Here is a 24,671-nt window from a genome sequence, read left to right on the forward strand (position 1 = left end):
GTTGGCACTACCGGAATATGGGACCGGGAATAGCAGTAAGATTATCCTCAGTATCGTTTAGGAAAGGTCAAAGATGTCTGAGCAGTTTTTAACCTACCAAGTTGATCCGGAAGAAGTGGCGGGATCGTGGCTTCCTCGTGAAGTCAATATTGGTTCCTTAGCGTGGATCGTATTGTCGCATCTATTTGGGGATAAAAGGTCGGTTATTGATCCAGATACCATCATCTGGACGGCAGAGAATGCTCAAAACTTCTTGGACAACTACCAGCTCTTAGAAGACTCTAGGAGCATGTGGGAAAAGTTCGAATCGCAAATGCAGGAACTCGAATACCCGCAGGTTCTTCTGGCAACCGAAATCATGTGGTTGCGGCATCTGCCTAATACTGATGTAACTCCCGCCAGAAAGATTAGCGACCTAAATCGGCTTCTAGCTGCGGGTGGGATTCAGCTCTCGCTGCCAAATGACATGGTTAGTGCTCTAGCGGAAGAAAATGCCGTCTTCGGGGGAGGTCGTGGTTATAATCAGCAGGCTTGGGCAATGTTGATTTGGATGGCGGAATTCGTGATTCGATTCGATAGTCTGAGTGAATCCGAGAAGCAACAGGTGTTGCGTGATCCCTGGGCTTTTCACCGGGTGACGATTCGGAACAGCGATGACGATAAGTTAATGGCACACGCTTTGCTCAGCCTGGTATATCCGAAGGTTTTTGAAAAGATCTGCGCCCGACAGCACAAGGTAGACATTAGGAATTGCTATGCTGAAAAATACCTTGATCGTGCTCCTGGTAAAGATTCTGAAACTTTGACATTGGATCAAGATCTTTATGGGATCCGGAAGAAAATCTGGCGGGAAACAGGTGAGCCTATTGAGTGGTATGCAGAGCCGCTTGTGAGCCGTTGGCGGCCTGAAAAAACCGTAACCAAAATGGAAGCGAAGGCTGCTGCCTCTTCACTTCGAGACCGGACTGGTGTCGAAAATGAGGATGAGGTATTAGAAGAGGAAGATACCTCGAGTTTAAAGTGGGACGTTGGCGGAGTTGAGGCGCTGGCGGACCGACTAAAACTTGATTCGAAATGGCTAACCAAAATCGCCGAGCTGCTATTAAACCGTAAGCAGATGATCCTGTGTGGCCCGCCGGGAACTGGGAAAACCTACCTAGCCAAGAACCTAGCTGCGCTTTTAAGTGAAGGTGCGCAGCGGAGTCGGCTAGTGCAATTCCATCCCTCCTATAGTTATGAAGATTTCTTCGAAGGGATCCGTCCCGTATTAAATAGTAGGGATGCGGCTGGGGCGCACGCGGTCGCTTTCGAGCTACACGCCGGACCGTTAAAGCAAATCGCGCAGGCTGCTAAGGAAGACCCGAACCATAACTATGTGTTGATTATTGATGAGGTTAACCGCGTGGATATTGCGCGCGTGTTTGGGGAACTCTATTTCTTGCTCGAATACCGAAATGAGAACATTAGTTTGCAGTATTCGAAAGAGAACTTCTCACTGCCTTCAAACCTCTTGATTATTGGCACGATGAATACCTCGGACCGGTCGATTGCGCTGGTGGATGCAGCTATTCGGCGTCGTTTCCCCTTCGTGGAACTGCACCCGGACAGTGTCCCGATTCGCGACTTGCTGGCGAATACTTATGGGCCGGATCATTTGCTTACGCGTTTGCATGCGCGTCTGAACGCGAACTTGGGCGAGAAGTATCGTGAACTGCAGATTGGGCCGTCATATTTCATGCGCCCGGAGGCTTTGGAATCGGATGGTTTGGCGCGAATCTGGGAGTATGACATTCTGCCGCTTATGTCCGAGCGTCTGTACGGCACTTTGACCCCCTCTGAGCTTAAGCGTCGTTTTAGTCTGGAGGCGTTGCTGGCTCAGCTGCAGGATTACGATCAGGAACTCTAACGCACTATGGAAACCTCTTTGGAGTCTGTTCCGGTTCAGCGTTTTCGGACGACCGAGAATAAGGCTGAGACTTTCCCGATTCCGGATCTGCTTGCGCAGAAACTGATCGACTTCGGGCTGGCGGATGTCTTCCCGACGCCGGTTTCTGATCACTGGCGAGTGGTACCCAAGCTGAACCGGGTGGGTCTAGTTGCGGTGAATGGTTTTGAGTTCCAGGTGGAACCAAAGGTGCCGGTCCAAAACTTGTTTGCCATGTTGGCTTTCGAACAGGACTTGGAGTTACTTAATTTCTTAGCTTCGTCCTCTTGGCAGGATAGTAGCTTGAGTGATTTGTTAATCGGATTTTTTGCGCGCTTGTGTGACCGGGCTTTGAATTTGGGGCTGATGCGTGACTATCAGAAACGGGATGAGCGAAGTAATACTGTTCGAGGACGCATCGACTTTTCGGCTCAAATCCGTCAGTCCCCGGGAACTTGGCTTCCGCTTCAGACGACTTACCATCACTATTCGGTGGATTGTGCAGAGAACCAAATCCTGAAATCAGTAACTGTGGCCTTGCTGGGATACCAGTATTTGGGGAGTGAAAACTTTAGGGTATTGCAGCGTCTGGAGCGGCAACTATCAGAGGTCAGTGTGGTCCCGCTTGGGGCGGACCTGCCAGAGGTTTATATTAGTCGGCTTAATGAGCATTATGGGCCGGTGTTGCGATTAGCGAGGGCGATTTGGCAGGGAATGAATTTTAGCCAGAGCCAAGGGCGGGAGCGTAGTTTTTCCTTTGTTTTTGACATGGCAAAGATCTTTGAGCGTTTTGGTTCTGAGCTTTTGCGGCAGGCTTGGCAGGATGTGCCGGGTGCGGAAACTATTTTACAGGCTCACTATCACCTTGATGAGGGGCAAGAGGTTTCGATTTACCCGGATGTGGTGTTAGCTGATGCTGGTGATCCTGAGACAGTTCGGGTGGTGGCGGATATGAAGTATAAGCGCGCCTTGGCTAGGGAGGATATTTACCAGTTGGTTAGTTATTGTGGCCGACTGGGTTTAGCTGAGGGGCATTTGCTTTATGCCGGTGGTGCTGAGGATGTGGTGAAGGTACGCGGCATTGGCGTTCGGATTTTTGTGCATGTAGTAGATCTTTCTTTGCCGATCGGGCAGGTGTGTGAGCAGGTCCGCGGCTTGGCTGAAAGGATGCTTTTAGGGGAGTAGTCGCGCAGTGTAGTGCGTATATTGGGGGAGTGCGATGTTCCTAGGGCTTTTCCATATTTTGTTTCTTTTTCTTTTCTGTGGATAAGTTGCTGTGTATTTTTGGACTTATTGTTACTCTTGTGCCTAAAGAATTAACTTTTATCGTTTGGGGCTCGTCGTGTTTAAGCAAACTGAACAAAAGTTAGGGGTTTCTTTGGGGTGTCAGAATGGATCCTGTCTTTCTGGCCGTGCTCCTAGGGGGCTTTCAGCTAATCGGTTCCTGCTGGGTTCGGTTAGGCGCTTTTGGCGTTTGGCGGCAGTTTCGGCTTTGGTTGTCCCACTTGTTGCATGCGGTTCGCAAACTGATGTAGTTACTGCTGAGCGGAGTTCAGTGCCTACGAGTGAGTCTTCGACTAGTGCTGGTCCGGAAGCGAGTACGCCGGAAAGGGTAACGCCGGTAACTCCGGAAGGAGTCGAGGAACGGCGGGTTTTCACGTGGGAGAATTATCGGACTCCTGAGACCCCAGCTGGGCGTAAAGAACATTTGCCAGCTTGGGCTTTGGAGAAACCTGCAAAATATGATCCGAAGAATTTCCCTAATACTGTTGAGGGCAAAGAAGCGTTTGCGAAGTACTTCTTGAAGACTTTGATTTTGGAATCTCATACTCTGAACTTTGCAATAACTAAAACGCTGTATGAGGATTGTTCTTCTTGTGGGCACTTCGTAGAGAAAGCGGTGGCGCAAGGGAACGATAGAAAATTTGTCAAACTCTCAAAACTGAAAAATCTAACTACGGTTTTGAAGTTTCATCTCATGGCAAGTGATTCTTGTTCATTTGTACTTCGGGCTTCAATAGATAATAGGGACGGACGAGAACATCTCCAAGATTTTCGGGTAACAGTTGTTTCTCACGATGGGGCGCTGGAGGTTTCGGAGTTTTTCACGTCAGAGGATTATCGGACGATTGAGCCTAATGACCAGGTTATCGAGTTGGACTGAGGTTTTGTTTCTAAGGTTACTTGTTGAGATATTTTCGATTTATGGTGGCTTATTTTGTCCGATAACTGGTGGTATCGGGGAAGATTCGCAAGATTGAGAGCTAAAGATGGTCTTCGATAGTTTGCCATTCTGATTTGTTTTGTATTTCCAGATTGTATTGTGACCTACTGCTAAGAGGGGATGTGGAAAACTTGCGGCTCTTTTTCTTCTCTTTTGTTACTCTGTAGCCAGTTATTCGCCCTTTTGGTAGTGGGAGTTTAAGATGCGCAATCAATCTGAAGGGCTGCGAAGTGCTGATGGTACTTTGGGTGGATCGGGTGTGTATTCTGGCGTGCGCGAGGTTTTCCTTTCGGGCCGGTTCCGTAAAGCGGCGGTCGGGATAGCTCTGAGCACTGTACTTTCTATGCCTCTTATGGCCTGTGGGGTTGCACAAGATAGTAGTGTTTCGACTGGCTCTGGACATGGTGCGTCGACGGTTTCTGTCTCCCCTGAAGTGAGTGAGGTTAAAACTCCTGAGTGCGTGGAGGAGCAGAGGGTTTTTGTGTGGGAGCACTATCCAACTCCTGAAACCCCAGCTGGGCGTAAAGAACCGTTGCCTGCTTGGGCTCTGGAAAAGCCTAAAAAGTACGATCCGAAGAACTTCCCCAATACAGTTGAGGGGAAGGAAGCATTCGCGAAGTACTTCTTGGAGACTTTGATCCATGAGAGTAACTACAGGAGTGTTGTATTAACCGAAAACTTCTTTGAAGAAAAATGTGAATCCTGTTTGGACTATAAGACCGCTATCGCGAGCAAAGAAGTAGGAACTACGCGTGTTTGGAGAGTAAAGAGTATTAACTCTTTAGTCCGTTATAGCCATCGTGATAGTGAGGCGTTAACTTCCATAGAGAGAGTGTTGCTCGAGTCAGTTGGAGATGGAGAAAAAAATACCAAGTCGCTTGATTATGGAGTTACGGTAGTTTCGAAAGAAGGTCCACTATACATTTCTCGGTTCAGCACAACCGGTGATTTCAAAGACCGAACTCCCAGCAATGAGATAGTTCAAGTAGATGAGTGATATCAAAAAGTTATTTGGGACTCTTTTGCTTGTTTGCTGCATTATTTCACTCCCTAAATCTGCTTACGCGAAGGAAGCAGAATACGAGGTGATTGATGTTCATACCCAACGTGATCGCGTATTTCTCAAGGACTTAAAATGAGTTGAAACGACGCAAAATCACCCTAGAAAAGGTCAAGAGAAAGCGGGAATAAAGACTCCAATCTAGAGAACTAAAGTCGGCCCGAAGTTGGCTCGTTATTGTGGGGTTTGGCGGGTTGTAGTACCGGATGGGACGGATCCTGAGAAGGTCTATGGCGATATTAGATACCGTCGCCGATCAATGGAGGAGCGTGCACGATTCACGCCAGGTGGAGTGCCCGTCCCGATTAACGACTGCAACGCACTATACGATTATTTCTACGCAAAAGACGGTGCGAAAGGTACGGGGAAGAGTGGCGCGCCCTCGCCGAAGCCGGGCCCCTGCGTTCCTCACTGACTTGTCGAGTTGAGAACCCGGAACCTGGAGTGACTATTTTAGTGCGCACGCAGGAGTACCCCGGGTGGGTGGGCAAAGTTTTTACTTGGCTTAAGGGGCGACGTGAAGCCGCGGAAACCAGTGAATACCTTGAGCGTTGGGCCGCTTTTGGGTTGGGCCTAGAAGCTGAGGGTGCAGAAGATGAAGATTGTGGAGAAGGCTAGGTCGTTCTTGGGGGAGTTACTCGGCTGAGCCTATTTGCGTTGGCCAGTTTTTATTGTGATCTACTGCTAATAGGGCCTGTGGAAAACTTGCGGCACTTTTTCTCCTCTTTTGTTACTCTGTAGCCAGTTATTCGCCATTTTTGGTAGTGGGAGTTTAAGATGCTTAATCAATCTGATGGGCTGCGAAGTGAAAATGCTCTTATGGTTGGGGCCGGTGTGCGCACTGGTGGGCAGGAGATTATTTCTTCCGGAGGCTTCCGTCGGGGCGCGCTTGCAATGCTTTTAAGTGCGGGGCTTTGCCTGCCGCTTGCGGCGTGCGGAACTACGCAAAGTGGTGCGGTTTCAAATGAATCTGAAGGCCAGCAGGCTACGGTGTCGGCTTCGGCAGAGGGCGCTGAGGTTAAGACTCCTGAGGGCGTGGAGGAGCAGAGGGTTTTTGTGTGGGAGCACTATCCAACTCCTGAAACCCCAGCTGGGCGCAAAGATCCTTTGCCTGCTTGGGCGTTGGAAAAACCTACGAAGTATGATCCGAAAAAATTCCCCAATACAGTTGAGGGGAAGGAAGCATTCGCAAAGTACTTCTTGGAGACTCTGATCTTGGAGTCTCACACGCTCAACTTCGCAATGACGAAGACCCTCTATAAGGATTGTGACTCTTGTGAAGAATATATTGTAGGAGCAATCGATGCATCCAAATCAGAAAGCTTTATTCAGCTAACTCATATTCACTCGATAACAAAGGTTTTTCGAATCCACTTTCGAAAGAGTGGAGATGATTCATTTGTGTTGAGAATCGATAATGAGTCAAACGACGACAATGATAGACTCCGTGATTTCCGGGTAACAGTCACCTCTCGAGAAGGTTTGATGGAAGTTTCCGATCTTGCTTCGTCAGAAGAATATCGATCTGTTGACCCTACCGATCGTGTTGTGGAGCTAGACTAAGGTGCGGTTATCAAGGTTGCTTCTTGCAATCAGCTTGTTGATTGATATTAGCTTCGTTCATTCCACTGCTTTGGCTGGGGATAAAGGTTGGCGACCCGATGTTCGTATTAAGGATGACCAAATATTTGTCTCCACAACTGATATTTTGAATAAAGTGCCTAGTAAAATTCCAAATTCCCTACCCCAACTTCGCTCAAAGCCCGCTGTACACGGGCAATCTATCGGACCGAAGCTGGCTCGTTATTGTGGGGTTTGGCGGGTGGCAGTACCGGATGGGACGGATCCTGAGAAGGTCTATGGCGATATTAGATATCGTCGCCAATCAATGGAAGAGCGTGCACGATTCACGCCAGGTGGAGTACCTGTCCCGATTAACGACTGCAACGCACTATACGATTATTTCTACGCAAAAGACGGCGCTAAAAGTGGCGGGAAGGGTGGTGCGCCCTCGCCAAACCCGGGGCCGTCACTGACCACAATCATCACGCGTGAAGCGCAACAACAAGCCCAAAAAGCCGGGATGAAAATCCAGCCCGAAGGACGCCACGATCGAAAACACGACGCCATCGTCTACACCACCGCAGACACCCAGACCCTCCAAGTAAACCTGGATGGCCAAGTAATCCCCGTAAACCTAAAAGCCAAAAAGTGGGAAGCCGATTTCGGGGACGGTGGGCCCAAAGTAAGTACCGGGCAGCAACCTCGCCCCTACCCGGAAGGGTTAAAAGGAGGACTGCACCGAAAGTTCACCCGTGACGGTACCTTCACGGTCACCCTCACGACCAGCTGGGAAGCCAGCTTCACCAACCCGCAAACCGGGGAAACGGTCACCATCCCAGAACCTGTGATAACAACTGAGACCAGTGCTCCGCAAGAAGTCCGGCCCTTCACCGTGTACCTGAACGACCAAGCAGAAGAGCGAAACGGGCACTAAAATATCCGCTGGACCAGAAAGGGGAGCGGAATGAGTGACTTCGAACAGTTTGTGGCGATCGACTTCGAGACCGCTAACCGTAGTCGAGCCTCCGCCTGCGCCGTCGGACTAGCGCTAATCGACCCTAATGGAGAAGTCGCCCGCACCTACTACACGCTACTAAAACCGCACCCCACCGTCAGCTACTTCGACCCCGGAAATATTGGTATCCACGGAATCTACCCCGAGGAAGTAGTAGGCGCACCCACCTGGGAAGAAGCCCTACCCGCGATCCTCGACTTTATCGGCGACCTACCGCTAGTCGCACACAATATGGACTTCGACGGGTCCGTCATGGACGCCCTAGCCGAAATCTACGGGCAACAAGTACCAAACCGCAGGCTCTGCACTCTGCGGGTCGCTAGAGCACTCAACCCCTACGAAGGATCCAAACGCCTAACCTGCGTCGCTCAACACTATCTACTGGACTACGATTTTGAGCACCACCACGCAGAAGCCGACGCCATCACCTGCGGTCTAATCTTTGCTGAAATGCGCCGCCAACACGGAGATGAAACCCTAGCCAAAATCTTCGCCGGAAACCAAGGACGACGACGCTACGCAGGCGAGGACGGGCAACTACAAGACACTACCGGACGCATCTACCTGAACGTGCCCTACCGGGAAAAAGAAGCCGCCAAAAGCCTAGGTGCCAGGTGGGACCCAACCCGAAAACTCTGGTACGTCCTCGCCGAAAAGGTAGCGCCACCAATGGGGCCGGGCATCGAACCCTTCGCCCGCTGGGAACCGTTCGAAATACAATGAAATCGGCTATTAAGCGCTCACAATAAACGCTCACTTAGATTCCTAAACTTCCGCGATAATTCGGTTGTTTTTCAAATACAGCACGAGTAAGCTTCGAAATGAAAGCAACAACCATCCAAGCTAAATAGTTTGGATGATAGAAGCTAGATGCTGAGGACAACGATGACCAAGCCTATAAATGACGAATTAAGTATTGCGAAAACATCCTTAGGGAATACCGATCTGCCCTTGTCCAGCCCAGAAGCGGATTACTTTGAGATGGGCAAGTACTACGAGGGACTTGCAGATTTTATTGAACGTTGCCAGACCCCAATGACAATCGCAATTCAAGGAGATTGGGGGACCGGGAAAACTAGCACGATGAATATCATCGAAAATATATTGGAAGAACGCTCCATAAAAAGAACAACAGACGATAACAATAGTAAAAGCGTTGTTGCTAAAAGGACCCAAACAGTTTTCTTCAATACATGGCAGTTTTCTCAATTTAATCTGGGGGATACCTTAATTTTTGCCTTGATCTCGCAGATTACGCAGACACTGATGGAGAAAAAGGAGCTTAATGCTGATGCCAAGGAGAAACTGAAAGAGTTTGCTAACTCCGGCCTAAGGATTATGACAACGGTGCTTAAATATGCTTGGCGAAAAGTTGAGGACAAAGCCGGCATGAGCGGTTTGACCCAAGAAGTAGTTTCGGATTATCGACAAGCACAAGAAGAAATCAAGACAGGGCAAAAAACCGAACCCTCGCTCGTTGAATCATTAAGGAATCTTAGAGCTAATTTTGAGAATACAATTCAAGAATTCTTAAACCAAACCGGAAATGATAGGGTTGTTATTTTTATCGATGATCTCGATCGATTGGAGCCCGCTAAAGCAGTTGAGGTATTGGAAGCGTTAAAACTATTTTTTGAATCTAAAAATTGTGTTTTTGTTTTGGCAATTGACTTTTCAGTAGTCTCACAGGGGATATCTAGTAAGTATGGTTCGGATCTGTCAGAGCGTAAAGCTCGTTCCTTTTTTGACAAGATTATTCAAGTTCCCTTTCAGCTCCCCGTTTCCGAGTATGAACCCAGCAGACTTTTGAAGGAAACATTAGGTGAGATCGATCTTTCTGATGAAGCAGAGGGAGACCGTTCTTTGATAACAGAGATTACCCAGTGCTCTGTAGGTACAGTTCCGCGATCTATAAAACGTCTCGTGAACACCTTCTTGTTATTAGAGAACATAAATTCGCAAAAGTCAGATGACACAAAAAGGATTAAGAATGAGCGTCTTGCTCGTTTTTATTGGCTATGTGCACAAAGTGCTTATCCGGAGCTTAATGAATTATTGTCGTTAAGTAAAAAAGAGGAACTTCGAGAACGTATTAAAGCCATCGCTGATGAAATTACCTTATTCCTAGGTGATGATCAGGAGCTTTCAAAAGAACTTGAAACATGGCATTACGATGTAAATGAATTGAGTGGATTGAGAGATTTCTTGAAATTATACGAGGAACTTTCAATGAAGATTGGGCAGGAAGAAATCGAGGCTGGTCGTGCTGCGGCCGAACTTACTTCGCGCGGTGGGAAAAATATTTATAAAGGAAGGAAAGGCACAATGTCGCATGAAGATAGTATCGAGAGATTTAAGTGGCTCTTCCCCGAGTCTTTCCCTCTTCTAGAAGCGCTCCTAAAACGCATAGAGGATGTAGATAAGGACCATAATTTTACTATAGGCAAACAGAGTAGCGACAATGAGTATTCTGTTTATGCTTATCCCGCTGATAGCGATGATTCCTCTGCACGTCGTGTAGGACTTTTAAGAGTTAGCAAGATGAATTGCCGTATTAAATTCTCTTATAAATGCAAAGAGGACGTAATGAAGACCATCGGTGCCCAGTTAATAGAGGCCGCAAATGGTCTAGATAATGAACTCAAGGAGCCATACAAGGCAGATAGAAATCAAGAATTTTGGGTTATTTACACTGACATTTCTCAGGCTGACCAAGTAGCAGGAATTCTTCGATTGGTAGCAGATCATGTCGTAAAGTGACGGCTGAGTTTACCTTCTAAAATCATCTTAAGGTAACTGCCAGATAGGGAAAGTAAGTACTCAACAGGCCGATCATTCGTGGACATGAAGGATTAATGCTGAGCTAGAATTACCCCATGGCGACACCGGATTTTGTTTTGGAACTGCGTAAACATGTGGGGCACGCTCGGCTCTGGATGCCTGGAATTACCGCGGTAATCCTGCGCCCGCACCAGCTACCGGCAGATCAGGCCCTGCCTACAGAACTCCCCGAAGGACCCCTAGACCCCACCCAGTGGGACGTCCTAGTCGTACGCCGCTCCGATAACGGCAACTGGACACCCGTCACTGGGATCGTCGACCCCGGGGAAGAACCAGCCGTCGCCGGCATCCGGGAAGCCCTAGAAGAAACCGGCATTAACGTAATCCCGCAGCGGCTACTCAGCACCCAAGTAGTCGGACCAGTCATCTACGCGAACGGGGACGACACCATCTACCTAGACCTAGCCTTCAGCATGCTGGTCGCCGAATCCTCCCGAAACACCAAACCCTGGCCTGCGGACGGGGAAAACACCGAATGCGCCTTCGTCCGTGCTGACCAACTCCCACCCATGAACGAACGCTTCACAGAGATCGTCCGCCAAGCCCTAGAAAACCAGCCCTCCGCACGCTTCCACAGCCACTAAAAGATAGGGGAGTGCGCTCGTCACCGTTGAGAAGATTCTGCGCACCAAAACAGGCCTGCTCGCGTCGCTATCGCAGTAGAATAAACTCATGAACCAGCGTTACGTTACCGGCAGTATTTACGGCCTAGCCCTAGGGGATGCCTGGGGTCGGATCACCGAGTTCGTCAAATACGAGGACATCACGCCCGACATGCTGATCCTTCCGCCCTTCCTGCAGGTCACCGACGACACGCAGATGAGCCTCTACGCCCTAGCGGCCACCCGAGAACTCCTCAACGAACACCCCGACTGGGTACAGGCCCTACCTAGCACTAGGTCCGCAAACCAGATTCGCTGCTTCTACGCGGACCAATTCCTAGGCTACTTCCACGACCCGGATAATACTTTCGACCGCGCACCCGGACGCACCGTCATTGGTGCGCTGCGCGCCTGGGACCTGCTACGAAAGGCCCCAAACCGGGAAAACCTACCTGAACTAACCGGCCTAGAAGGCGCCCAAGGTAGCGGCTCCAAGGGCTGCGGCACAATCATGCGTTCACCCTGGATGGGCCTATTAAATATTGACGAGGGCGCTCTGGTCACCTTGGCGATCCTACAATCCCAGACCACTCACGATCATCCCTATGCTGACTGGGCGGCGGCTGCGGCCGCGCTACTGGTGCGACGGATAATGGTGGCGCATGAAGGGGCTCCCCAAGGCGATCTGTTTACCCCTGAGTGGTGGGCCGAGGCCGGCTATCAGGCTGGGGTCGATGCCCTAGAACTGGGCCGTCAATACTACTTAGGTTTCACCCCGGAACTGGAGGCCGAACTTCGAAAGTTCCTTCAGGCCGGAGCTGACGAGATCCGCGACCCGCAGGCCTACGAACGCTACCTAAATAACGATATTTCTGCTGCCCTTGGGCAGGGGTGGATCGCGGAAGAATGCTACCGAACCGCCTGGGTCGCAGCCGGACTATACGGTGGCAACCCGGAACAGGCCCTGCGCGTCCTCGTCAACACGACGGGGGATTCAGACTCCCTAGCTGCAGTCGGCGGGGCCTTCGTCGGTGCCGCCTACGGCCTAGACGAACTCCTACCCCAAATCCTAGGAACCTTCGAACCCCGTTACGAAAAAGAACTAAAAGCTGCGGTCGAACTCTAAGCGCCCAAAACCGATCAGTTCACCCAAATAGTGCCAAATCGGCCAGGTCACGCGGGTGGCTAGCATCCCAGTGCGCGGCCTCCTGGTCGGCCCAACGCTCCCAGTGCGGGGCAAAAATCTCACCATCGCGGCCCAAAGCCCGATCCTTACGACGCTGAGTATCCAAAATCTCCACCCAAATCGTAAAGTGTGCCGACAGGTAAGAGCGCGGAGTAATCGCCCCACAACCCTCAATAATCAACGGCACCGTCGGGTCAATCTTCACTGCTGGACCTGGAACATTCAACTCCCAATCCCACGTCGGATACTGTGGTTTCACCGAAGCTAAAATCTGCTGTTCCAAAATGGTCTGCGCAGCTGCCAAACCATCCCAACCCGGGTAGAACGAATCCATCGACAGTAGCTGTACGTTAGCCCACGGCTCGTACTCCGGGTGCTCACCCGAAGCAGCCCGAGCCCGCAACTCCTGTACCAGCCAACGCCCCATAGTGGTCTTGCCCGTACCCGCCGGGCCATCCAGCAACATCCGGTAGGGGCCCGGAAGGTCACGGACCGGACCGGCAGAAAGTAAGGTCCCAATCGTGGAACGCTGTTCGTCAGAAAGAAAGTCTGGCGCCGGGACGCAATCCTTCATCAATACCTCAAAGCTAAGCGCTATTACAAACCAAACCAGCGGAACGTGCCCGCCCAGACTGCCGCCCCCAAGGCGACGGCAGCAATACCTATACCTGCCAAAATAGTCAAAGTGTCACGCCCTCGCCACTCAGACGGGCGAGCCCACGACCTCGGATTCGACCCAAAGCCCCGCGCCTCCATCGCCGTAGACAAGTCCGCGGCCCGACGAATCGCAATCACCAACATCGCAAAAGCCATCTGCCCAAAGCGCTTAAACTTGCCCGTATCGGTCAAACCACGCGCCCGGCGAGCCAACTCCATAATCCGCCACTCATTCATCAACTGGCCCGTCATCCGCACCGCCGCCAAAGACGCCAAAACGAAACGCACCGGCAACTTCGCATTCTGCGCCAGCGCATCCGCCGCCCTAGTCGGGTCCGTATGCAAAAACAGGGCCACCGCCGGCAGGGCCAAAGCCAAAACTCGAATCAGGATCGCCGAAGCTAACTTGATCGAATTATCGCTAATGTTCATCAGCCACCAAGAGAAATAAACCTGCCCGGATGGCTTCGCATAAAGCAACATGGTCACCGAGGCCAGTGGGGCCGCCAGCAGGATCGGCCAAGCCATCCTAGCTAAGTGCCTAAACTTCACGCCCCCAGCAGCTAACGCAATCACTTCCAAAACCAGTGCGGTCAGGCCACTCACCCAGTCCACCGTCACCATCAGTGGGGTAGAAAGGCAGAACAGGGCCAAAATGCGCGCGAAAGGATTCGTTGAGGCAATAAAATACGGGGGCTCAGTTAGCGTGGGCGCCCCATAGGGGCCCAGATCCACGGGCTTCCCGCCCACCACGGGGCTCACCGCACCGGTGGGCTGTGCCAGCTCGCTTCCTTTCCCCGCCGAGGCCGCCTGCGAACTACTCACTTCACGCTCACCCCGCTTTCATCCACGTGCAAAATATGCTGACCCAAGGCCGCCAAATAATCCTCATCATGCGTCACCGACACCAGGGTCGTGCCCTGCTCAATCAGTGACTTAAGCAGGCGAATCAACTCCCGCCAAGTCCGCAAATCCTGGCCGAAAGTCGGCTCATCAAGGAAAATTACCTGCGGGGCACTAACCAGCACGGTCGCCACTGACAGGCGGCGCTTTTCCCCGCCCGACAGCGTGAACGGGTTCGCCTTCGCTAGCTTGTCCAAACGTAAACGAGTCAGCACCTCCATGGCCTGCTCATGAGCTTCTTCCTCCGCGATCCCCAGCGCCTGCGGGCCCGCCATCAGCTCACCGACCACGGTACTGGTCACGAACTGGTGCTCTGGAGACTGGAAGACCGTACCCAAACGGGGTAAAAGCTGCTTTGAGGACCAATCATGCGGATCAACCGGCAACAGCCCGTCCGCGCCCAGCAGGCCCTTCGGTGCTTGGCGACGCCAAAAATGTTTCTTCACGATCGGCTCATCCGGCAGGGGAGTGCGCAGGTCTTCTGAAGCGTGGACCGTGCCCGAAAGGGCCGGCAGCAGGCCCGCCAAGGTCAGAGCCAAAGTGGACTTACCGGCCCCATTCACGCCAGTAATGCAGGTGGAAACCCCGCGGGGGATCGAGCACTGTAGGTGCTGCCCGACCGGGTGTTCCGGCGAGTAGCCGATAGTCAGGTCATCGGCCCAAATAATCGGTTCTAGCTTTGCCGAGGACGCGTGCTGCGTATCCCTTGGCTCGCTAGTTTCGCCCGCTTCTTCCGGCGAAAGCTGCTTCGAGACAGCCTTAAATAGCGCCCGGTCCTTTACGCTCACCTTGGGGAGCGGCTTGGGGCGTTCAAAGTCCGCGACCCACACGCCCTGTTCAGCCAGTTCTGCGCCGTGCTCCGCTAGGACCTGAGCGGGCGGGCCATCGACGCGCACGCCGCCGCCCTTTTCTAGGACCACAATCCGGTCCACGTGCTCAGCCCAGATTGGCACCCGGTGCTCCACCACGATCAGCGTGGCACCGGTACGTTCCTGGGCGCGGATCACCGCATCACGAACCTCCAAAATGCCTTCTGGGTCCAAGTTGGCAGTCGGCTCATCCAGAAGCAGCAGCCCGGGGGCCATGGCCAGCGCGCCCGCCAGTGCCATGCGCTGCTTTTGGCCGCCGGAAAGCGCGTTCGTGGGCCTAGTTAACGGCACGTCCAAACCCACCGCATCCAGGGCCTCATAGACACGCTGCCAAATCTCTGGCCGGGGGACCTGCAGGCTCTCTGGCCCGAAGGCCACGTCATCCCCGACCTTACCCACAATCACCTGCGAGTTTGGGTCCTGCAGGACCATGCCCACTCGGCCGCGTTGGTCCGCCGGGGCCTGCCCGTCAATCAAAAGCTGACCGGCCTGTTCGCCCTCGTCAGCAGCTAAAACGCCTGCCAAGGCGTGCAGGAAAGTAGACTTACCCGCCCCGGAAGGGCCCAGTAGTAAAACCCGCTGTCCGGGCTGAACCTCAAGGTCCAACCCGGACAGGGTGAAGTTTCGTCGGGATGCGTGCCGCCAACCCCACCCGCGGGCGGAAACGGCAGCTGGCTTAATCTCCACAGTAAAAACTAATTAGCTTCAGCTCAGTCCACAATGCGGGCTTCGCGGCCCGAAGCTAAACGATCCAAGGCGCCAGTGGTAGCTAGTGCGCGAGTTAGGATCCAGCCCAGTAGGCCAGCTAGGATCGCGCCAGAAACCACTAGGGAACCCAAGTAGATGGCATTGTAGGTGAAGCCCAGGGCGATGTTCGGGGTGGAGCCGTAGAACAGTTCCAAAACCCAGGCGCCCACGCCTGCACCCGCACCGGCCAACATGGCGACCGGCAGGTTGAACTTACGGTAGGCGAAGAGTAGGAAGATGATTCCCGCGCCGGCACCCTGTGCTAGGCCCGAGTAAATCGTGGAAATACCCCACTGGGAACCCAGTAGTGCAGAGATCGTCGCTGCTAGGGTTTCAACGAACAGGGCAGCGCCGGGCTTACGGATGATCAAGCCACCCAGCACGCCACCGATCAGCCAAACGCCGGCCACCAGTCCACCCATACCGGGGGTGATGGCGTTAACGGTAGACCAGAGCTGACCGCCCACAATATTCCAGCCTAGGAAGATCAGGCCGGTGACGACAGCTAGGACAGCGGCGGTAACAATGTCAATGACTCGCCAGTTCAAGTTCGGCTTAGTTGCCATAAGAAAAGTGCTCCTTCATGCAGTTGCAAGGACGCACGTAGCTTTTACGTGCGCGGGGCACGGAGAAGAGAAAACCTTCCTGCGCCGGCATTACCCGGTTCAGGTCCAAACGGTCGAAAGCGAAAGTGCTTTCCTCTCAGCCCAGTCGGTAGGGCTCCCGTGTTCGTCGCCTATTGTGACACAATCCCAATAAGAATGACCAGTGAGAAGCCCAACAGTGGACAAAATGCACTAGCCCCAATCCACAGAAAACCGAATTCACAGGGCACGCGGAACAAAGCAAAGCTCCGCCGCCCTAGACGCGTTAATCTATGAACACTATGGATAGCCTCTTCGCCAGCCTCGGTCTAAACGCCCCCAAAGCCACCAGCGCCCCCGCGCGCCTACCGCAGCTTTCTACGGGCATCTACTCTGACCATGACGAGGACGCCCCCACGCCCCCTCGGCGCACCAACCCCGAAGACCTCCTAGAAGGCCTAAACCCCGAACAAGCCGCCGCCGTCGAACATACCGGCGCGCCCCTCCTTGTAATCGCGGGTGCAGGCTCAGGCAAAACTCGCGTACTCACGCACCGCATCGCCTACCTAATCGCCACCGGACAGGCCCGCCCCTCCGAAATCCTAGCGATCACCTTCACCAATAAAGCGGCCGCCGAAATGCGCGAACGCGTCAGCAATTTGGTGGGCCCCGCCGCCAACTATATGTGGGTCTCCACCTTCCACTCCGCCTGCGTGCGCATCCTACGCCAGCACGCCAACGCCGCCGGACTCAAAACCACCTTCACCATCTACGACCAGGCCGACGCTCAACGACTAGTCACCCTGATCTGTAAAGAACTAAACCTAGACCCCAAACAGTTCCCCCCGAAGAGCTTCGCCTTCAAAATCTCAGACCTCAAAAATGACCTGATCAGCCCCGAAGGGTACGAGGCCTCTGCCGCCAAAGACCCACAATCTCAGGCGCTCATTAAAATCTACGCCACCTACCAGCAGCGCCTGCGGGACGCGAATGCCGTCGACTTTGACGACCTGATCATGCTCAGCGTCAAGCTGCTACGCGAACACCCCGCGATCGCCGAACACTACCACCGGCGCTTCCGGCACATCCTAGTTGACGAATACCAGGATACGAACCACGCCCAGTACGAACTAGTGCGCGTCCTAGTCGGAAACGGGAAAGACGTTGAGCCCGCCCAGCTGACCGTCGTGGGTGACTCTGACCAGTCCATCTACGCCTTCCGCGGGGCCACCATCCGCAATATTGAAGAGTTCGAAAAAGACTTCAAAGACGCCCGCACCATCACCCTAGAACAAAACTACCGTTCCACCCAGAACATCCTGTCTGCCGCGAACGCGATCATTGCTGCCAACCAGGGCCGCCGAGCCAAAAACCTCTGGACCGCCCACGGTGACGGAGCCAAAATCGTTACCGACGCGGCCGAATCGGACCGGGATGAAGCAAACTTCCTGATCACCGAAATCGACGCCCTGCGTGCCCAGGGCCGCACCTACGGGGACGTGGCCGTCTTCTACCGCACCAACGCACAATCCCGCGCCCTAGAAGATGCCCTAGTCAAAAACGGTATTCCCTACCGGGTCATTGGCGGTACGCGATTCTACGATCGTAAAGAAATCAAAGACGCCATCGCCTACCTGCACGTGCTCGAAAACCCGGACGATACCGTCTCCATCCTGCGCATCATTAACACTCCGCGACGGGGGATAGGCGATAAAACCATCGCTACGCTCAACGCCTACGCTCAGCGAGTCGGCGTCTCTCTAGGTGCCGCGCTCTCACGCCTAGTTCTAAGTGACCTGCCGGTATTGCCGGAAGCTGCGACCTCGGAAGAGGAAAAGCCCGCGGAAAAGGCCCCCAAGGTAACGAACGCGGACTACCCGGACGCCGCCAAACTCCACGCGTTACTAAACCGTATCTGGCCCGAACTGGCCACCCTGCCGCCCTTTAACGACCTCAGCGCCCGCGTCACCAAAACCCTGCGCGAATTCTGGCTACAAATCCTGCGCCTCAACCCCGAAGAAGGCGACCCCATCGCGCCCCTCCTAGACCAAATCCTGGACGATTCGGGATACCTAGCGGCCCTGCGTGCCTCCACCGACCTGCAGGACGCCAGTCGTGTCGACAACCTAGCTGAACTTCACGCGGTCGCCCTCGAATTCGACCAAAACCCGCCCGCCCGGGAAGAAAACCAAAGCACCCTGGGTGCCTTCCTAGAAAGCGTCGCCCTAGTTGCAGACGCAGACCAACTAGAACATGACGAGGAAGGCCAAGTCACCCTCATGACCGTACACACCGCGAAGGGCCTCGAGTTCCCCGTGGTCTTCGTGACCGGCATGGAAGACGGTACCTTCCCGCACTCGCGTTCCCTAGAGGACCCGAACGAGCTGAGCGAAGAACGTCGGCTAGCTTATGTGGCCGTGACGCGCGCTCGCGAACAGCTCTACCTGACCCGCGCCGGCTCCCGCAGTTCTTGGGGAACCCCGCAGATGCTACCCGCCTCGCGCTTCCTGGCCGATATTCCGGCGGAGGTCCAAGAAGCTCGTCGCGCCACGACATTCAGTGAACAAAGCTTCCAGCAGGGGAGTGCCGGTTACGGTTACGGGTCTGGTTATGGTTCTGGCCGAGGCGGATACGGTTCCGGCGGTTATGGCTCTGGCCGCTATGGGCGCGGCTACGGCGATGACTCCTACAGCGGTAACTACTCCAGTAGCGACTACGGGGACGATACCGATTTTGCCCCCGCCTACGGTAGTGGCCGGGCCCGCCCCATGCCGGATCTGAGCCGCCGAGCCGAACCCACCATGGGGGCGACCGCTAGGGCCCGCGCGGCCGCCAAAGCCGCCAAAAAAGCCAGCGAAAAACAGTCCTCCCAAACCCGATTCCACTACGGGATCAAACCCGCAGACCGAATCGAGCACCCCACCTTCGGGACCGGTATAGTCATGGACGTAACCGGCAGTGGGGAAGCCGAAATCGCCGAAGTTACCTTCGACGATGGAAAACACAAACGCCTCATGCTGAGATTCGCTAAGGTAAAGAAGATATGAGTAACACCAGAACGAACCCTTACCCGCGCATCACCGGCGACCAAGGCGGACGGATCCCCGGCCTTGACGGCCTGCGCGCCCTAGCGATCGCGGCCGTGCTCATCTACCACCTGCACCCTGCCGCACTGACCGGCGGGTTCATTGGTGTAGACATCTTTTTTGTCCTCTCTGGCTTCCTCATCTCCACCCTGCTACTTCGTCACTATCAGCAGTTCTCCAACCTGAACCTAGCTAACTTCTGGGTTCGACGGGCCCGGCGCCTTATCCCGGCAGTCCTGACCCTAGTGCTGGTTTGTACCCCCATCGCGGCCCTAACCAACCGTGACCTACTAGTTGGGATCAGACGACAACTGGCCGGAGCCCTGACCTTTACCACCAACTGGGTGGAAATCTTTGCGGGCTCCTCATACTTTGACCGGACCTCACCGATAATCTACGCAAACCTCTGGTCCCTAGGTGTAGAAGAACAGTTCTACGTACTGTGGCCGCTAATCCTAATCGCCCTGATCTGGGCTGGGAAAACCTGGCAGGCACGCGCTGGCCTAACCGGCCTCATGGCCCTACTATCAGCCACCGCCATGGCACTGCTATTCGTCCCCGGAAACGACGCTACCCGCGTCTACTACGGTCTAGACACGCACGCCTTCGGTCTGATGATCGGGGCTATCCTAGCGATGGCCTACACCACCAGGATTCACAACCCCTTCCCCAAACTAAATCCCCGCGTCTTTGGGCCTACCTTCATCATCATCGGCCTAGGTGTCCTCATGACCCTCTCCGTGATGCTCACCGAAGAAGGCACCGCCACTTACCGCGGCGGACTACTGGGAGCCTCACTAGCAGCGGCACTCTTGATTGCCGGCCTGCTACTAATGCCGAAATTTTCTGAAACGATCGTTGACAACCCGGCTAGCGTCTGGATCGGGCAGCGCTCCTACGGTATTTACCTGTGGCACTGGCCCGTCCTACTAATCGCCGAACAAGCCTGGGTAGTTCCCGACGGTACCTGGAAGTACTGGGCGCTGCGCGTCCTCGTCGTGATCCTCTGTGTAGTCGGGGCGGACGCCTCCTTCCGCTGGGTTGAAACCCCCATGCGTCGCGATGGCATCACCTACACCCTGCGAGCCCTACGTGCCGCACCCCCAAAGATCTGGCGCCCCATCACGCTAGGGGTAACCACCCTAACCGCTTTCACCCTCTTCGCCGCCGCCACCGCCCCCAAACTATCAGCCGTGGGAGCACAAATCGAAGGTGAAGAACAGAGCAAACTAACCGTCGTCACCGACGCTACCGCCGCCGCTGCCCAAATGGAAGCCGCGCGCGAAGCCGCCGCCGCTAAAGCTAAAGCCGAAGCTGAGGCCAAAGCTAAAGCCCAAGCCGAACTTGAATCCCAAGGCATTGCCAAAGCCTACGAAGCTAAAGGCCTAGCCGACCCGACCATCCCCACCGGTGAAGAAATCACCGCGCTGGGCGACTCCCTGATCGTCACCTCCAAAGACGGCCTCAAAGAAGTCTTCCCCGGGATCGCTATTCACGCTAAGTCCAACTCGCAGTGGAAACACGCCATGGGCTTCCTCAAACAGGCACAGGATGCGGGCGAACTGCGCCGCGCCGTCGTCGTCGACTTCGGTACCAACGCCGGTCTCCCAGACCCGGCCCCACTGGAAGAACTAATCAAGGCCCTAGGGCCAAAGCGACAAATCGTCCTCGTCAATATTGGCTCCCGGTCCACCTTCGTGCCGCGAACCAACGAAATTCTTAACGAGGTGGCCGCAAAATACCCCAATGTGATCGTCGCAGACTGGGCCACAGTGGCCAAAGAAAACCCCAAACTACTGCAATCTGACCGGACGCACCCCAATGTAAAGGGTGCAACGGTCATGGGTGAGACCATTAAGAGTGCATTCGAAGCACTATCGAAAAAGCTCCAAAAAGCATACGATAGTCAGTGAGTAAATCCCATCACTAAGGGTTACAACTAAGAAAGGACCAAAGTGGACCTCTACGAATACCAGGCACGCGAACTATTCGGCGCCCACGGCGTGCCCGTACTACCGTACGCGGTAGCCACGACCGGCAGCGAAGCCGAAGCAGGTGCCAAAGAACTCAACGCCGAGTTATATGTAATCAAAGCCCAGGTGAAAACCGGTGGCCGCGGTAAAGCCGGTGGCGTCAAACTAGCACACAACCCGGAAGAAGCCAAGGAAAAAGCCGAAGCGATCCTACAGCTCAACATTAAGGGCCACGACGTCAAACGCGTCATGGTCGCCACCGCCGCTGACATCGCCGTCGAATACTACTTCTCCATCCTGCTAGACCGCGCCTCAGGGCAGCACCTAGTGCTCTGCTCCGCCGAAGGCGGCATGGATATTGAAACCCTAGCGAAAGAATCCCCCGAAAAACTAGCCCGCGTGGGACTACACCCCACCCGCGGCATTGACGAGGAAGTCGCCCGCGACATCTGCCGCCAGGCCCTAATCCCCGAAGAACACCACGACGCCGTCGTCCCCGTCCTCATTAAACTCTGGGAAACCTACCGCGACGAAGACGCCACCCTAGTGGAAGTCAACCCGCTAGTTATCACCCCCGAAGGTGAATGCCTAGCCCTAGACGCGAAAGTCACCCTAGACGACAACGCTCGCTTCCGTCACCCAGAACACCTAGAGCTAGTAGACAAGTCCACCGTAGACCCGCGTGAACAGGCCGCAAAAGACGCCGGCCTCAACTACGTTCGCCTAGAAGGCGAAGTAGGCATCATCGGTAACGGTGCCGGCCTGGTCATGTCCACCCTAGACGTAGTCGCCTACGCCGGTGAAGAATACGGGGTCAAGCCCGCGAACTTCCTTGATATCGGTGGTGGCGCTTCCGCCCAGGTGATGGCCGACGGCCTCAAGATCATCATTGAAGACCCGCAGGTACGCTCCGTCCTAGTCAACGTCTTCGGTGGCATCACCGCCTGTGACCAGGTTGCCAACGGCATCATCGAAGCCCTGAACATTCTTGGTGACACCGCCACCAAACCGATCGTAGTTCGCCTAGACGGCAACCGGGTAGAAGCCGGCCGCGCCATCCTCGAATCCGCCAACCACCCGTTGGTCACCATGATTCCAACCATGGACGAGGCCGCCGCTGCCGCTGCCAAACTAGCCGCCCAAGCCAACTAACCCGAACCTAGGAGAGAACTCAAATGGCAATCTTTTTAGATGAAAACTCAATTGTCCTAGTCCAGGGTATGACCGGGGCAGAAGGCATGAAACACACTGGCCGGATGCTCAACGCGGGCACCCGCATTGCTGGCGGCGTCAACCCCCGCAAGGCCAACACCGAAGTCGAATTCAACGTCGAACCCTACGGCCCCAAGGCTGACAGCCTCCAGGCCGGCCCGGTCAGCGTAAAGGTCTTCGGCACCGTCAAGGAAGGCCGCGAAGCAACCGGAGCAAACACCTCCGTCATCTTCGTCCCGCCGGCCTTCACCAAGGGCGCTGTCCTAGAAGCCATCGACGCCGGAATGGAACTAGTAGTCGTCATTACCGAGGGCGTACCCGTCAAGGACGCCGTCGAATTCTGCGCCTATGCCAAAGAAAAAGGTACCCGCATCATTGGCCCCAACTGCCCCGGCATTATCAGCCCCGGACAGTCCAATGTGGGGATTACCCCGGCAGACATCACCGGCCCAGGACGCCTAGGCCTAGTGTCCAAGTCCGGCACCCTGACCTACCAGCTCATGTACGAATTACGCGACCTAGGCTTCACCACCTGCCTAGGCATTGGTGGCGACCCGGTTGTGGGCACTAGCCACATCGATGCCCTCGCTGCCTTCGAAGCCGACCCGAACACCGACGCAATCGTCATGATCGGTGAAATCGGTGGCGACGCAGAAGAACGCGCCGCCCAGTACATCAAGGAACACGTCACCAAACCGGTAGTCGCCTACATCGCGGGCTTCACCGCCCCCGAAGGCAAGACCATGGGCCACGCGGGCGCAATTGTTTCCGGTTCTGCCGGTACCGCCGCTGCCAAGGCCGAAGCCCTAGAAGCCGTCGGCGTGAAGGTCGGTAAGACCCCCACCCAGACCGCTGAACTAGTCCGGAGCTTCCTGTGACCCAAACGGGCACTCAGGCGCAAACAGCAGCACCCTTCCACCTGCCTCAAGGCTGGTCAAGGGTGCTGCTGGCTGGCCTAGAAGTTGTCTTCCTCAGCTGGGCTCTAAGCCTAGCGATCACCTTCGCCGGCTACCTCAGCCAAACCAGTAACCGCTGGCTAGCGGAAACCTCTTGGGCAGACGTGATCGGATTCGGCACCAGCATCTGGGGTGCCTCCCTGTTCGGGGCCTACCCAATCGCCGACACCGCCGCCACACTACTGCCCGCCGGCATGACCCTAGTGATCATCCTGCTGGCACAAATGGCGCTAAAGCTTCGTTCGGATGTGCACCTAGCTGCCCTCCTGACCTTCCCCCTAGGTTTTACCTTTGGGGCATTGCTCCTATCCATGACTGCACCCAGCGGCATTGGAATCGGCAGAATCTTCCTAGGCTCACTCTTAGTCTCTGGCCTATCGATCCTCTGGCAAGGACTGCGTAGGCTACGAAAATACCGGATGGACCTAGATGAGAACCTAGGCTACCTAAACGATGATCGAGTTGATGATCAACTCCTAAACTTCCTCGCCTCCGGCCCACGCGACCTTTACCGGGGACTAGAAATCGGCTGGCGCGTGACCCTAGCAAACCTCGCTATTGGGCTCATTGCGCTGGTGGCAGCCGTAATCGTCGGCTTTAGCCGAATCAGCGAAATCGCTCAAGCTTTAGGGGCTGGAACCTGGGAGAAAATCCTCCTCGTACTAGCCCAACTGGCCTACCTGCCAGACCTCCTCGCCTGGTCCCTCAGCTGGATTGCTGGAACCGGCTTCTACCTGGGAGTAGACACCTGGTACGGTCCCGGATCCTACCCGCCCGGACCAGTCCCCGCGATCCCGGTCTTAGGTGCAATCCCCGCCAGCACGGAAAGCTTCTGGCCAGCCATCTGGCCCTTCTTCCTAGCTTGGGCCCTGCTGGCCGTCTGGCGCTCAGAACGGAAACTCTCCCAGTTGCGCTACACCGTACCGGTAGCTGGAGCCTTCATCTTCCTAACTACCTTCCTGCTGATCTGGACCTCGCAGGGAGCCCTAGGGCCCGGTCGACTAACCCTAGTTGGCCCACCCGTCCTCCGAGCCACCTTCAGTATTTGGTTCCAAAGTTTCGGAATCTACGCTCTGATTCGACTAGCTTTCGCTACAGAAGTCAAAGCCCGCTTTCAGGTCTACACTAAGAGTGTCTCGCACCGACTTTCCCGGGTCGGCTCACCGGCCGCACACGGGGTCATTGGCGTCCTGCCAAGCAAACCCAAACCCGCAACTGTCGTTGAAGAAGCGGCAGTGGAAACGGCAACAGAAAACGAAGGGAACTGAT

20 protein-coding genes and 1 riboswitch are annotated in these 24,671 nt (G+C 54.6%); of the genes, 16 read left to right on the forward strand and 4 right to left on the reverse strand.

Translation table 11 applies throughout. From position 1 onward, the window contains the following. Nucleotides 1-73 precede the first annotated feature (73 nt). The 11 genes from BSR28_RS06995 (at nucleotide 74) to BSR28_RS07040 (ending at nucleotide 12,355) form a co-directional block, all read left to right on the forward strand. Complete coding sequence (locus BSR28_RS06995; RefSeq protein WP_073713772.1) at nucleotides 74-1,906, forward strand: McrB family protein; 1,833 nt, start codon at nucleotides 74-76, stop codon at nucleotides 1,904-1,906. 6 nt (nucleotides 1,907-1,912) lie between these two features. Further along, entirely contained in the window at nucleotides 1,913-3,109 is a 1,197-nt protein-coding gene (locus BSR28_RS07000; protein ID WP_073713773.1) for an McrC family protein, read from the forward strand. 157 nt (nucleotides 3,110-3,266) lie between these two features. Next, entirely contained in the window at nucleotides 3,267-4,088 is an 822-nt protein-coding gene (locus BSR28_RS08985) for a hypothetical protein (protein ID WP_143237629.1), read from the forward strand. Between the two features lie 493 nt (nucleotides 4,089-4,581). Further along, nucleotides 4,582-5,145, forward strand: a complete 564-nt coding sequence (locus BSR28_RS07010) for a hypothetical protein (protein WP_073713775.1) — start codon at nucleotides 4,582-4,584, stop codon at nucleotides 5,143-5,145. 519 nt (nucleotides 5,146-5,664) lie between these two features. Then, nucleotides 5,665-5,826 carry a hypothetical protein gene (locus BSR28_RS09065; RefSeq protein WP_158020332.1) on the forward strand — a complete coding sequence of 54 codons (162 nt, stop codon included), beginning with the start codon at nucleotides 5,665-5,667 and terminating at the stop codon, nucleotides 5,824-5,826. A 159-nt stretch (nucleotides 5,827-5,985) separates the two neighbouring features. Further along, a complete protein-coding gene (locus BSR28_RS07015) occupies nucleotides 5,986-6,771 on the forward strand; it encodes a hypothetical protein (protein WP_073713776.1) in 786 nt (261 codons plus the stop codon). A 154-nt stretch (nucleotides 6,772-6,925) separates the two neighbouring features. Further along, entirely contained in the window at nucleotides 6,926-7,705 is a 780-nt protein-coding gene (locus BSR28_RS07020; protein WP_143237631.1) for an HU family DNA-binding protein, read from the forward strand. Nucleotides 7,706-7,735: 30 nt separating this feature from the next. Continuing rightward, nucleotides 7,736-8,509: a DUF5710 domain-containing protein gene (locus BSR28_RS07025; protein WP_073713778.1), complete on the forward strand. Its 774-nt coding sequence runs from the start codon at nucleotides 7,736-7,738 to the stop codon at nucleotides 8,507-8,509. A gap of 162 nt (nucleotides 8,510-8,671) precedes the next feature. Further along, on the forward strand, nucleotides 8,672-10,546 hold the full coding sequence (locus BSR28_RS07030; protein WP_158020333.1) for a KAP family P-loop NTPase fold protein: 1,875 nt from the start codon (nucleotides 8,672-8,674) through the stop codon (nucleotides 10,544-10,546). Between the two features lie 116 nt (nucleotides 10,547-10,662). Further along, on the forward strand, nucleotides 10,663-11,211 hold the full coding sequence (locus BSR28_RS07035) for an NUDIX hydrolase (RefSeq protein ID WP_073713780.1): 549 nt from the start codon (nucleotides 10,663-10,665) through the stop codon (nucleotides 11,209-11,211). A gap of 88 nt (nucleotides 11,212-11,299) precedes the next feature. After that, the gene (locus tag BSR28_RS07040) at nucleotides 11,300-12,355 is read left to right on the forward strand and encodes an ADP-ribosylglycohydrolase family protein (protein WP_073713781.1); all 1,056 of its coding nucleotides are present in this window, start codon (nucleotides 11,300-11,302) and stop codon (nucleotides 12,353-12,355) included. Between the two features lie 19 nt (nucleotides 12,356-12,374). On the opposite strand, the gene BSR28_RS07045 is transcribed toward BSR28_RS07040, so the two are convergent. The 4 genes from BSR28_RS07045 to BSR28_RS07060 are packed head-to-tail and all read right to left on the reverse strand — an operon-like array spanning nucleotide 12,375 to nucleotide 16,157. Next, nucleotides 12,375-12,989, reverse strand: coding sequence for a hypothetical protein (locus BSR28_RS07045; RefSeq protein WP_083563193.1), 615 nt, complete (start codon nucleotides 12,987-12,989; stop codon nucleotides 12,375-12,377). Between the two features lie 23 nt (nucleotides 12,990-13,012). Beyond that, nucleotides 13,013-13,897 (reverse strand): energy-coupling factor transporter transmembrane component T family protein, encoded by an 885-nt coding sequence (locus BSR28_RS07050; RefSeq protein ID WP_198928947.1) that lies wholly within the window; start codon nucleotides 13,895-13,897, stop codon nucleotides 13,013-13,015. Next, nucleotides 13,894-15,531, reverse strand: coding sequence for an ABC transporter ATP-binding protein (locus BSR28_RS07055; protein ID WP_073713782.1), 1,638 nt, complete (start codon nucleotides 15,529-15,531; stop codon nucleotides 13,894-13,896). The genes BSR28_RS07050 and BSR28_RS07055 overlap by 4 nt, the downstream gene beginning before the upstream one ends. Before the next feature lie 23 nt (nucleotides 15,532-15,554). Next, a complete protein-coding gene (locus tag BSR28_RS07060) occupies nucleotides 15,555-16,157 on the reverse strand; it encodes an ECF transporter S component (RefSeq protein ID WP_073709736.1) in 603 nt (200 codons plus the stop codon). 58 nt (nucleotides 16,158-16,215) lie between these two features. Continuing rightward, nucleotides 16,216-16,328: riboswitch (TPP riboswitch) on the reverse strand. 149 nt (nucleotides 16,329-16,477) lie between these two features. On the opposite strand from BSR28_RS07060, the gene BSR28_RS07065 reads away from it, so the two are divergent. The 5 genes from BSR28_RS07065 to BSR28_RS07085 are packed head-to-tail and all read left to right on the forward strand — an operon-like array spanning nucleotide 16,478 to nucleotide 24,670. Further along, a complete protein-coding gene (locus BSR28_RS07065; protein WP_198928949.1) occupies nucleotides 16,478-19,222 on the forward strand; it encodes an ATP-dependent helicase in 2,745 nt (914 codons plus the stop codon). Continuing rightward, nucleotides 19,219-21,174, forward strand: a complete 1,956-nt coding sequence (locus tag BSR28_RS07070) for an acyltransferase family protein (protein WP_073713784.1) — start codon at nucleotides 19,219-19,221, stop codon at nucleotides 21,172-21,174. The genes BSR28_RS07065 and BSR28_RS07070 overlap by 4 nt, the downstream gene beginning before the upstream one ends. A 42-nt stretch (nucleotides 21,175-21,216) precedes the next feature. Beyond that, nucleotides 21,217-22,386, forward strand: a complete 1,170-nt coding sequence (gene sucC, locus BSR28_RS07075) for an ADP-forming succinate--CoA ligase subunit beta (protein ID WP_073713785.1) — start codon at nucleotides 21,217-21,219, stop codon at nucleotides 22,384-22,386. A 23-nt stretch (nucleotides 22,387-22,409) separates the two neighbouring features. Continuing rightward, the gene (sucD, locus tag BSR28_RS07080; RefSeq protein WP_073709740.1) at nucleotides 22,410-23,324 is read left to right on the forward strand and encodes a succinate--CoA ligase subunit alpha; all 915 of its coding nucleotides are present in this window, start codon (nucleotides 22,410-22,412) and stop codon (nucleotides 23,322-23,324) included. Next, nucleotides 23,321-24,670, forward strand: a complete 1,350-nt coding sequence (locus tag BSR28_RS07085; protein WP_143237633.1) for a cell division protein PerM — start codon at nucleotides 23,321-23,323, stop codon at nucleotides 24,668-24,670. Before sucD ends, BSR28_RS07085 begins: the two co-directional genes overlap by 4 nt. Nucleotide 24,671: the final 1 nt, after the last annotated feature.

It is taken from the genome of Boudabousia liubingyangii (genome assembly GCF_001907245.1).
In the GTDB taxonomy this organism is placed as follows: Bacteria; Actinomycetota; Actinomycetes; order Actinomycetales; family Actinomycetaceae; genus Boudabousia; species Boudabousia liubingyangii.